This window comes from Rhodococcus sp. PvR099 (assembly GCF_017833315.1).
GTDB classification, from domain to species: domain Bacteria; phylum Actinomycetota; class Actinomycetes; order Mycobacteriales; family Mycobacteriaceae; genus Rhodococcus_G; species Rhodococcus_G oryzae.
Genome location: NZ_JAFIBV010000001.1, coordinates 5,411,138 through 5,422,444, shown reverse-complemented (window position 1 = coordinate 5,422,444; position 11,307 = coordinate 5,411,138). Strand labels below are relative to the sequence as shown.

Sequence of the window (11,307 nt, the reverse complement as noted above, 5' to 3'; positions counted from 1 at the left end):
GGGGTCAGCGCCTGCGTACCAGCCGCACGACGGCGTACCCGACGAGGACGACCAGCGCGGCGAAGCCAATCCAGGGGACGGCCCGGCCGAGGAAGACGATCAGTCCGTGCAGCGCGGACAGCAGCGCGTGCCACCCGGCCACGACGCCGTCCAAGAAGCTGTCCGGGTCCGCGCTGTCCGGCCCGTCGGTGGTGATGTCGATCGAGATGGTCGCGAGCTCGACCTGGTCGGACAGCGCGCGCCGCTGCGCGACGAGGCTGTCGAGTTCCGCCTGCCGCTCCGCGAGCGCGTTCTCGGCTTCGATCAGATCCGCAGTGTTCGCGGCGGTCACGATCAGCCCCTGCAGTCGCGTGACCGAGGCCTGCAGGGCACCGATCCGCGCGTCGAGATCCTGGGTCTGCATGGTGACATCGCTCTTGCTGACGCTCACCCCGGTCACCTCGCCGAGGTCCGAGATCTCGTCGAGGGTGGCGGTGAGGCGGTCCGCCGGGATCCGAACCGTCAGCGAACTGCTCGGCTCGGTGTCGTCGGTCCGCGGCCGCTCGGTCCGGTCGTCGACCCGTCCGCCCGCATCCTCGACGATGCGCACGACGGCATGGCCGGTGTCGACGGGATCGGCCGAAGTGAGCGAGACCGTGCCGGTGGTGACCTCCTGACGTTCGGCGAGGCCCTCCGCGGGCGCCGGGGCGAGCTTCGCATCGGGTGCGGTGCCGGCATCGGCACCGGCCGCGAGCGACGACTGCGACTCGGACTGCGACTGCTCGGGTTCGCCGCCACTGCACCCCGCCAACAACGCGATCAGGATCAGGATCGTGGCGAGCGCGGGAGCCTTCATACCGGGATGCTAAGCCGGTGGGCGCCGGCGGACGGAACTCCGACACGCCGCTCGGCGATCACTCGGTTCGGTTCACCGGAAATCCCTCGACCTGCCCGTCATCCGCAGGTCCATCCGCTGCAGCCGGTCCGCCACCACCGTCACCGCACCCTCCGCGTTCTGCACCTTTCCTCGGACCAGCAGCGCGGGCGCGGTGTGCGCGAGCGTGCGGTATCGGGCCCACAGCCCCACCGAGCAGACCACGTTCACCATCCCCGTCTCGTCCTCGAGGTTGATGAAGGTGACTCCGCCCGCGGTGGCCGGGCGCTGGCGGTGGGTGACCGCTCCCCCGACCAGCACCCGGTCGCCGTCGGGCACCGCCAGCAATCCCGATGCCGGGGTCACGCCCAGCGCCTCGAGCTGGGGGCGCAGGAACTCGGTGGGATAGGAGTCCGGCGAGACCCCGGTCGCCCACACATCCGCGGCTGCGAGCTCGACGTCGCTCATCCCGGGCAGGGTGGGCGCGACGGTGGAGGCACCCATGCCCGGCAGCCGGCCCGGCCGCTCCCCCGCGGCCGCCCCCGCCGCCCACAGCGCCTGCCTGCGCGACCCGGAGAAACAGCCGAGCGCGCCCGCGGTGGCCAGCGACTCCGCCTGCGGGGTGGTCAGTTCCACCCGACCGGTCAGGTCGAGCAGAGAGGTGTAGGGACCGCCCTCGCACCTGGCCGCCACGATCTTCTCCGCCAGTGCCGAACCGATGTGCCGCACCTCCCCGAGACCCAGCCGGACCTCCAGTCCGTCGCCCTCGAGCGTGGCGTGCGCCAGGCTGGCGTTCACGTCCGGCCCGTGCACCCGGACCCCGTGCCTGCGGGCGTCGGCGACCAGCGACTGCGGGGAGTAGAACCCCATCGGCTGGGCCCGCAGCAGGCCTGCGCAGAAGGCCGCCGGGTGGTGCAGCTTGAACCAGGCCGAGTAGAACACCAACGCGGCGAAGCTCTGCGAATGGCTTTCCGGGAAGCCGAAATTCGCGAAGGCGTACAGCTTCTCGAAGATCCGGTCCGCCACCTCCCCTGTGACGCCGTGCAGTTCGCGCATCCCGTCGTAGAACCGGCCGCGCAGCCGTTCCATCCGCTCCGGCGACCGCTTGGACCCCATCGCCCGGCGCAACTGGTCGGCCTCGGCCGCGGTGAACCCGGCCACGTCGACCGCCATCTGCATCAGCTGTTCCTGGAACAGCGGCACCCCCAGGGTCCGCGCCAGGGCCTTCTCCAGCGACGGGTGATCGTAGGTGACCGGCTCGATCCCGTTGCGGCGCCGGATGTACGGGTGCACCGAGCCGCCCTGGATGGGCCCGGGACGGATCAGCGCCACCTCCACCACCAGGTCGTAGAAGTTGCGCGGCTTCAGTCGCGGCAGGGTGGCCATCTGGGCGCGGGATTCCACCTGGAACACGCCGACCGAATCGGCGCGCTGCAGCATCTCGTAGACCGCCTCCTCGGACAGGTCCAGCCTGGCCAGATCCACCTCGAGATTCTTGTGCTCGGCGACCAGGTCGATCATGTAGTGCAGCGCGGAGAGCATGCCGAGCCCGAGCATGTCGAACTTGACCAGCCCCACCGCCGCGCAGTCGTCCTTGTCCCACTGGAGAACGCTCCGGTTCTCCATCCGCGCCCATTCCACCGGGCACACGTCGGCGATCGGACGGTCGCAGATCACCATGCCGCCGGAGTGGATGCCGAGATGCCGGGGCAGGCCCTCGATCTGGCCCGCGAGCTCCAACACCGCGGGCGGGATGTCGGTATCGGTCTCCTGAGAGACGCCGGTCCATCGGCTGACCTGCTTGCTCCACGCGTCCTGCTGGCCCTGCGAGAAGCCAAGTGCCCGAGCCATGTCCCGCACCGCCATCTTGCCGCGGTAGGTGATGACGTTCGCGACCTGCGCCGCATAGGCGCGGCCGTAGCGGTTGTAGACGTACTGGATCGCCTCCTCACGGCGATCCGATTCGATGTCGACGTCGATGTCGGGTGGGCCGTCTCGTTCGGGCGAGAGGAACCGCTCGAACAGCAGCTTGTTCCCGACCGGGTCGACGTTGGTGATGCCGATCGCGTAGCAGACGGCCGAGTTCGCCGCCGATCCCCTGCCCTGACAGAGGATGTCGTTGCGGTGGCAGAAGGACACGATGTCGTGCACGACGAGGAAATACCCCGGGAACCCCAACTGGGCGACGATCGTCAGCTCGTGCTCGATCTGCCGATAGGCGTCTGGCCGCTGCTCGGGGGTGCCGTAGCGCCGCCGGGCGCCCACCATCGTCAGTTCGCGCAGCCAGCTGTTCTCGTCGTGCCCCTCGGGCACCTCGAACGGCGGTAGCTCGGGCGCGATCAGCCGCAGGTCGAAGGAACACTCGCGGCCCAGCTCGACCGCGCCCGGCACCGCGGTGGGATGCGCGGCGAACAGCCGGGACATCTCCGCCCCGGACCGCAGGTGCGCGCCGCCGGTCGGCCCCAGCCATCCGGCCGCCTCGTCCAGGCTCTGCCTGGCGCGGACCGCCGCCATCGCCATGGCCAGGCGTCGGCGCGGCGGACCGGCGAAATGCGCTGCGGTGGAAGCGATGACGGGCAGCCCCGCCGCCCTGGCGAGCTCGGCCAGCGCACCGTTGCGTTCATCGTCCTCGGCCACGCCGTGGTGGGTGAGCTCGACGGCGACCCGGTCCCTGCCGAACCTCTCGATCAGTCCGCGCAGCTCCGCCTCCGCCGCCGAGGCGCCCCCGGAGTCGAGCGCCATACGCACGTGCCCCTTGCGACAGCCGGTGAGAATCTGCCAGTGCCCACCCGCCGCCTCGGTCAGCGCGTCCAGGTCGTAGCGCGGCTTGCCCTTTTCGCCGCCCGCCAGGTGCGCCGCCGCGAGCTGCCGCGACAGCCGCCGGTAGCCCTCCCGCCCGCGTGCCAGCACCAACAGATGAGTGCCGCCCGGGTCCGGCGTCCCGGTCCGCGAACCGGCCGAGTCCGCATCGTGTGACGGCAGGGACAATTCGGCACCGAAGACGGTGCGCATGTTCAGCTCCTTGGCCGCCTCCGCGAACCGCACCACCCCGTAGAGCCCGTCGTGGTCGGTCAGCGCGATCGCCTCGAGCCCCAGCCGGACCGCCTCCTCTACCAGTTCCTCGGGCGGGCTCGCGCCGTCGAGAAAGCTGAAGGCCGAGTGCGCATGCAGCTCCGCGTACGGCACGGTCGGCGTCTCGTCCCGGGAGATCGGGCCGGCGCGGTACTCGCCGCGCTTGCGGGACCAGGCCGGGCTGTCGCTGCCGTCGCCGGGGTACATCGCCTCCGGCGGGTTCCGTCCCGGCCTGCCGGAGAGCACCCGCTCCATCTCCGACCATGTCGGAGGCCCGTTTCCCCAGCCCATCGCGTTCACCTTCCCTGCGCATCCGGCCGCCGGGGATTCGGCGTCGGAGCCCGAGCGGGGAAGTCGCATCGAACGTGTGTTCTATTATGGTCCGAGCCGGGCGCAGGAGTCAACCGGCTCACACGATGAGCACCGCCGCGCCGGTCACCCGACCCTCCTTCAGGTCCGACAGCGCCCGGTCGGCCTCGTCGAGCGAGTACCCCATCGCACTGACCAGCAGCCGATGCGTCCCCGCGAACTCAAGGAACTCGCGGGCGTCGGCGCGGGTGTTGGCCGTGACCGATCGCAGCGTGCGCTCCTGGAACAGGTGCCGCTGATAGTTCAGTGGCGGGATGTCGGAGAGGTGGATGCCCGCGACGGCCAGCGTGCCGCCCCGATCCAGGGCGGCCAGCGCGGTCGGGACCAGCTCACCGACCGGGGCGAAGAGGATCGCCGAGTCCAGCGGCACCGGCGGCGGATCCGCGGCACCGGATGCCGAGGAGGCGCCGAGCTCGAGCGCCAGCTCCCTGGCCCGCTCCCCCCTCGTCATCACGTGGACCTCGGCGCCCCGAGCCAGCGCGACCTGAGTCGCGAGATGGGCGCTGCCGCCGAAGCCGTAGATCCCCAGTCGCCCGCCCTCCGGGACGTCCGCACACGTCAATGCCCGGTAGCCGATGATCCCCGCGCACAGCAGGGGCGCCAGTTCCTCGTCCAGGTAGCCGTCGGGCAGCCGGTGCGCGAACGCCGCGGGCACGGTGGCGAACTCCGCGTACCCGCCGTCGACGTCCCACCCCGTGTACCGCGAGTGCGGGCAGAGGTTCTCCCGACCCCGGCGGCAGTACCGGCACTCGCCACAGGTCCGCCGGAGCCACCCGATCCCGACCCGGTCGCCGAGGCCGAAGTCCGAGCCGGCCTCGTCGCCCCACCCGACCACCTCGCCCACCACCTCGTGGCCGGGCACCACGTGGCTGCGATGGACGGGCAGATCGCCCTCGGCCACGTGCAGGTCGGTGCGGCAGACCCCGCACACGCGCACCCGCACCAGCAGCTCCGAGGGGCCCGGTTCCGGCACCGGCAACTCGGCGAGCTCCACCGGCTCGCCGCGCATCGGCCCGGGCTCGCGGACCCGCCATCCCGACATGAGATCCGGAATGCCCATGGGTCCACTCTCCGCGTTTCGACGGTCGGACACCAGGGGAAGTCCCGCGCAGGCCATCGGTAGAGTCGGGGCGCATCCGACCCCCCCGATCCGAGAGAGTCCTACATGACGCGCTGGGCCAAATTCGTCGTCTCCCGGAAATGGTGGGTCCTGATCCTGACGGTGCTCGCCGTGCTGATCAGCGGACTCTGGGGACTCGGGGTGTTCAGCAAGCTCAGCCAGGGCGGCTATATCGACCCGAACAGCGAAGCGGCACAGGTCAGCTCGCTGGTCAACGAGAAGTTCGGCCCGCAGGCACCGGACATCGTCGCGATCTACACCGCGCCCGAGGGCAAGACCCTCGCGGACATCGGCCCCGAGGTCGAACAGAACCTGGCGGCCTTCCGCGACCAGGTACCCACCCTCGCCACCGCCTCGTACTGGTCCGTCGACCCGAACACCGCGAAGCTGATGACCTCGAACGACGGCACCAAGGCCCTCGCGACGATCTCGATCGACTGGGACGCGGGCGCGGAGTTCACCGAGCTCGACAAGATGACCGCGGCACTCACCCCGCCCGGCATCGACACCGAGTTCGCGGGCGGCACCGTCGTCGGGTACTCGTTCAACGTCCACCTGCAGCAGGACCTGGTGCGCGCGGAGGCCATCGCGCTGCCGATCACCCTGCTGCTCCTGGTGGTCGTCTTCGGCACCGTCACGGCCGCGGCCGTGCCGGTGTTCGTCGGAATGCTCGCGGTGCTCAGCGCGCTGGCGATCCTGCGGCTGCTCACCACCGTCACCGAGGTGAGTTCGTTCTCGATCAACGTCGCCTCCCTGCTCGGCCTCGGCCTGGCCATCGACTACGGCCTGTTCATCGTCAGCCGCTTCAGGGAAGAACTGGCCTCTGGCACCGAACCCGGTGCCGCGGTGCGCCGCACGGTCGACACGGCCGGCCGCACCGTGATGTTCTCCGGATTGCTGTTGGTCTGCGCCTTCGCGGGCATGCTGGTGTTCCCGCAGGCGGTCATCCGTTCGCTCGGCTTCGGTGCGATCGCCGCCGTGACCGGGGCCGCGGTGCTCTCCCTCACCGCGGTGCCCGCGCTGCTCGCGGTCCTCGGCCACCGGATCAACTCGCTCGCGTGGCGGCGCGGAACCGTCGAACGCGGCGAGGAGCGGGCCCGCAAGTTCTGGGGTGGCGTGGTCACCAAGGTGATGCGCAGGCCGGCCACGGTGGCGGTGACCATCACCGCGGGCCTGCTGCTGCTGGCCGCCCCGCTGTTCGGCGCGAGCCTCGGCGAGGTCACCTACACCGCCCTGCCGCCGAACGACCCGGCCCGCACCGCGGCAGACACGCTGTCCACCGAGTTCCCCACCACCGGTGAGGCCGCGACGGTGATGGTGCGCGGCGAGAACGGGGCGCCGCCCACCACCGCCCAGCTCAGCGAGGTCGGCGCGCAGGTGCGGGCCGTCGACGGTGTCGCCGCGGCGCGGATGGTCGCGGCGGCCGACGATTTCGCGGTCCTGTCCGCGACCTACGCCGAGGGGGCGACCCCGGGCCAGGTCGTCCGCGATGTGCGGGCCATCCCGGCCCCGGCGGGCGTCGACGTGTTGGTCGGCGGCGGCGCCGCCCTCGTCGACGACGGCAACGACGCGGTCACGGCGAAGCTGCCCCTGATGCTCGCGATCATGGTCGGCTCGACCCTCGTGCTGCTGTTCCTCGCGTTCGGGTCGGTGGTCCTGCCGATCAAGGCTGTGGCGATGGCCGGGCTGAGCATGGCCGCCACGTTCGGCGTGCTGACCTGGATCTTCCAGAACGGTCACGGCGCCGAACTGCTCGACGTGACCCCGGCTCCGCTCGAGGCGACCTTCGTGGTCCTGATCCTCGCGGTGGTGTTCGGCCTCTCCACCGACTACGAGGTGTTCCTCATGTCGAGGATGGTCGAGGCGCGGGCGAACGGGGCGACCACCGAGGAGGCCGTGCGCTTCGGCGCCGAGCGGACCGGCCGGATCGTGACCACAGCCGCGGCGCTGCTGATCATCGTGACCGGCGCCTTCACCATCTCCGGGCTGTCGATCATGCGGTTCCTCGGTGTCGGCATGATCCTGGCGCTGATCATCGACGCGACCGTGGTCCGGATGCTGCTGGTCCCGTCGCTGGTCAAGCTGATGGGCGAGGCGAACTGGTGGGCGCCGGCCTGGATGCGCAAGCTGCACGAGAAGGTCGGCATCGGGCACTGATCGGAAGGCGGGCACCGTGACCGGTACACCGGTGGTGCCCGCCGACCCGTCGACATGCGTTCAGGGCACCCGCTTGGCGAGATGAACCAACGCGTAGCCGCCAGGAGTCGGCGTGCGATGGGTTTCCTCATATCCGAACCGGGCGTAGAGCCGGAGGTTGCCCAGGCTGCGCTCCCCCGTGAACAACCGAATATCGGTCACCGACGCGGGCAGGTGCTCCTCCACGATGGTCAGCAGGCGACTGCCCAACCCTCGTCCCTGCACATCCGGGGCTACGACCAGCCTGCCCAACTCGGCGACATTCGGCTCCACCGACGAGACGCGGAAGCGAACGGCGGCCACGAGGCGATCGGCCTCATCGCGTAGACCGACTGCCGTGACACCGGGTTCGGAGAGTTCGCTCGACAACTCGCCGAATGACTGAGTCAGCGGAGGTAGATCCAGATCGTGGTGGGCCTGGGCCTCGGTCACATAGGCGGCACGCTGCAGGGTCAGCAACTCACCCGCCGCCCCCACCGTCAACCGCACCACCGATTCCATGGACTCCATGGAATCCACTTTTCCAGGTGCCGACCATCACCCCTTCCACAAGTTATTACTTCGGAGTAAGTTAACCGGCGTAGCCCTATGTAGGAGGAGAGCTGATGTCGACCTACATCGTGACCGGCGGGACCGGGTTCCTCGGCCGCAACGTGCTCGCGCTGCTACTGCGCCGCGACCCCGACGCCCAGGTGCACGTACTGGTGCGACCGGCCTCGATGGCCCGGCTCGAGCGCCTGGCCGCCGACTGGGAGGGCGGCGACCGGGTGCACCCGCTGATCGGCGACCTCACCGAGCCCGGGCTCGGCCTCGAGGCCACACCGCCCGCCGCCGACCACCTCCTGCACCTCGGCGCGATCTACGACATGACCGCGGGCGACGAGCAGGCGAGCACCAACGTCGAGGGCACCAGGTCGGTCATCGAGCTCGCCCAGCGGACCGGCGCCACCCTGCACCACGTGTCCTCGATCGCGATCGCAGGCGACTACAAGGGCACGTTCACCGAGGACGACTTCGACCTCGGCCAGGGCTTCCCCACGGCGTATCACCGGACCAAGTTCGAGGCCGAGAAGCTCGTGCGCGAGGCCCCAGGGCTGACCTGGCGGGTGTACCGCCCCGCCGCGGTCGTCGGGGATTCGACCACCGGCGAGATGGACAAGATCGACGGGCCGTACTACCTGTTCCCCGCCATCGCCGGGCTCGCCAGGCTGCCCTCGCGACTCCCGGTTGCGGTGCCCAGCCTCGGCGCCACCAACCTGGTCCCCGTCGACTTCGTGGCCAAGGCCATCGTCGCGCTGATGCAGGCACCCGGCCACGACGGCGAGGCCTTCCACCTCGTGAACCCCGAACCGCAGCCGATGCGCGAGGTGTACGCGGCCCTGGCCCAGGCCTCCGGCGCCCCGCATCCGGTGGCCGACCTGCCCGGCGTCGTCGCCGCCCCGGTGATGCGACCGCCGTTGCGCACCGTCAAGGCCGCCAGGAACGTGGTGCTGGGCCGGCTCGGCATCCCGCCGGTCATCCTCGACCACCTCACGCTGCCCACCACCTTCGACTCCGCCAAGACCCAGGAGGCGCTGCGCGGTACCGGGATCACCGTGCCGCCCTTCGGTTCCTACGCAGGCACCCTGTGGTCCTACTGGGAACGCAACCTCGACCCTGCGCGCAACCGCCGGTCCGGCCTGCTGGCAGGCAGGCACGTGATGATCACCGGCGGGTCGTCGGGGATCGGGCGCGCCTCGGCGCGCGCGGTCGCCGCCAAGGGCGCGACCGTGCTGCTGCTGGCCCGCGGTGCGGAGGAACTCGAGGCCACCGTCGCCGAGATCCGGGCCGAGGGCGGCACCGCGTTCGGGTACCCCTGCGACATCACCGACGGGGAATCGGTCGACCAGACCGTCAAGACCATCCTCGACGAGCACGAGCACGTCGACATGCTGGTCAACAACGCCGGCCGATCGATCCGACGCAGCGTGTTCGCCTCCACCGACCGGCTGCACGATTACGAACGCACCATGGCCGTCAACTACTTCGGCGCGGTCCGGCTGGTCCTGGCGCTGCTCCCCCAGATGCGCGAGCGCGGCTTCGGGCATGTCGTGAACATCTCCAGCGCCGCCGTGCAGAGCCATACGCCCCGGTTCTCCGCCTACGTCGCCAGCAAGGCCGCCCTCGACGGATTCACCGACACCATTGCCTCCGAGACGCTTTCGGCCGGCATCACCTTCACCACCATCCACATGCCGCTGGTCGAAACCCCGATGATCACGCCGTCGGGGAAGGCGAACATCGGCAAGGTCATCAGCCCGGAGAAGGCCGCGGCGATGGTGGTTCGCGGGTTGATCGAGCGCCCCAAGCGGATCGACGACCCGCTGGGCACCCTCGGCGAGTACGGGCAGCTGTTCGCGCCCGGCGTCAAGGACCGGGTGCTGCACCGGATGTACCGGGCGTTCCCGGACTCCCCCGCCGCCAAGGGTGTGACCGAGAACGGCGGCGCCGTCCCCGTCGCACCGCCCGCGGCGAAACCGAGGCATTCCACCGTCTCGAAGGTGGGACGACGGATCGCCCGCGTGGTGCCCGGCACCCACTGGTGACGCGGGGCGATCGGGCTAGCGCGGACGGATCAGCGCCTGCGCCACGATGACCCGATCGCCGTCGAAGGTGACGGCGGGCGATCCGTGCAGGTCGTAGCCGGCGTCGAGGGCGGCACTGACCCGCAGACAGAACTCGGCGTCGTCGGGCCCGGTGAGGACGCGGTATCGCGGCAGGTCACTGTTCTCGGCCATGCACCCCAGTGTCGCAGGGACCGCGGCGATCACGAGGCAAGCGGCCGGACCGATTCCGCGACCAGCGCGACGACGGCCTTCGACGCGGCGCCACAGCTCGGTGGGCGTGCCTCCAGTTCGGTCCGCGACAGCTCGACCACCCAGGCCCGGCCGTCACGGTGGCGGACCACCGGCAGCACGCCGGACTCGTCCACCGTGAGGTCCGAGGCGCTCGCCGAAACCTGCTCCCGCACCGCGATTTCTGCGACCTGGCCGGCCGAGTCCCAGCAGCTGCGGCCGCGCAGCCCGTCGAGCTGGACCTCGCCGCGACCGGCCGCGAGCACCGCCTCGACGCTCTGTCGCGCGCCGAGCCGTCCGTAGGTGTACCCCGTCGGGAGCAGGATCATCGACGGCGCGAACCGGTGACCGCCGGTGTGCGAGCACTCCCACACCGAATCCCCGAACCGCGCGGACAGTTCCGCCGCGATCGGCCTGCCGAGCACCGCGCAACACTGATCGCGCTTGCCGTGCGCACACACCAGGGTCACCGGGTCGGTCACCGGACGCCCGATCCCCGGCGCCGAGGCGGGCAGCTCGAGATCGAGGTCCAGCAGTGCGGCCGGATCGGCCACCTCCAGCCGCTCGCACCAGGCACCGGACGGATCCGACCGCCCGATCAGCACGGTGCGCCTGGCCGGCGGGGCCGTGGCCCGGCCCGGCCTGCGGATCAGCAGCAGTCGCACGCCCGCGGCCTCGGTCCGTCGTTCCAGTTCCGCGGACAGCTCGGGCCCGAGTGCCTCACCGCCGAGCACGTCGCGGCCCCAGGCGCCGGGGTGTTCGAGACACAGCCAGCCGGTGACGCGCGCCGCGGTCCCTGCAAGCGGCTCGTCCGTCGCGGAGAGCGCGGAGCAGGTCGGCGTGGGGGCTGGGGCGGTCACCCG

General features: G+C 70.9%; 8 protein-coding genes. 2 read left to right on the top strand and 6 right to left on the bottom strand.

Features of this window, described 5'->3' with window-relative positions; all coding sequences use genetic code 11:
• Positions 1 to 4: 4 nt before the first annotated feature.
• The 3 genes from JOE46_RS25005 to JOE46_RS24995 all read right to left on the bottom strand — a co-directional run bounded on the left by JOE46_RS25005 (position 5) and on the right by JOE46_RS24995 (position 5,336).
• On the bottom strand, positions 5 to 835 hold the full coding sequence (locus JOE46_RS25005) for a DUF4349 domain-containing protein (protein WP_097210426.1): 831 nt from the start codon (positions 833 to 835) through the stop codon (positions 5 to 7).
• A gap of 72 nt (positions 836 to 907) precedes the next feature.
• Positions 908 to 4,216, bottom strand: a complete 3,309-nt coding sequence (locus JOE46_RS25000; protein WP_097210646.1) for an error-prone DNA polymerase — start codon at positions 4,214 to 4,216, stop codon at positions 908 to 910.
• A 118-nt stretch (positions 4,217 to 4,334) separates the two neighbouring features.
• On the bottom strand, positions 4,335 to 5,336 hold the full coding sequence (locus tag JOE46_RS24995; RefSeq protein WP_097210645.1) for a zinc-binding alcohol dehydrogenase family protein: 1,002 nt from the start codon (positions 5,334 to 5,336) through the stop codon (positions 4,335 to 4,337).
• Positions 5,337 to 5,459: 123 nt separating this feature from the next.
• Here JOE46_RS24995 and JOE46_RS24990 point away from each other — a divergent pair, with 123 nt between their 5' ends.
• Positions 5,460 to 7,571 carry an MMPL family transporter gene (locus JOE46_RS24990; protein ID WP_097210425.1) on the top strand — a complete coding sequence of 704 codons (2,112 nt, stop codon included), beginning with the start codon at positions 5,460 to 5,462 and terminating at the stop codon, positions 7,569 to 7,571.
• A 60-nt stretch (positions 7,572 to 7,631) separates the two neighbouring features.
• Here the strand turns inward: JOE46_RS24990 and JOE46_RS24985 are convergent, their stop codons facing one another.
• Complete coding sequence (locus JOE46_RS24985; RefSeq protein ID WP_245221165.1) at positions 7,632 to 8,120, bottom strand: GNAT family N-acetyltransferase; 489 nt, start codon at positions 8,118 to 8,120, stop codon at positions 7,632 to 7,634.
• A 95-nt stretch (positions 8,121 to 8,215) separates the two neighbouring features.
• On the opposite strand from JOE46_RS24985, the gene JOE46_RS24980 reads away from it, so the two are divergent.
• Positions 8,216 to 10,195 carry an SDR family oxidoreductase gene (locus JOE46_RS24980; protein WP_097210424.1) on the top strand — a complete coding sequence of 660 codons (1,980 nt, stop codon included), beginning with the start codon at positions 8,216 to 8,218 and terminating at the stop codon, positions 10,193 to 10,195.
• A gap of 15 nt (positions 10,196 to 10,210) precedes the next feature.
• Here JOE46_RS24980 and JOE46_RS24975 read toward each other — a convergent pair whose 3' ends face one another.
• Complete coding sequence (locus JOE46_RS24975) at positions 10,211 to 10,387, bottom strand: DUF1737 domain-containing protein (RefSeq protein WP_097210643.1); 177 nt, start codon at positions 10,385 to 10,387, stop codon at positions 10,211 to 10,213.
• Between the two features lie 29 nt (positions 10,388 to 10,416).
• Complete coding sequence (locus JOE46_RS24970; protein WP_097210423.1) at positions 10,417 to 11,304, bottom strand: sucrase ferredoxin; 888 nt, start codon at positions 11,302 to 11,304, stop codon at positions 10,417 to 10,419.
• Positions 11,305 to 11,307: the final 3 nt, after the last annotated feature.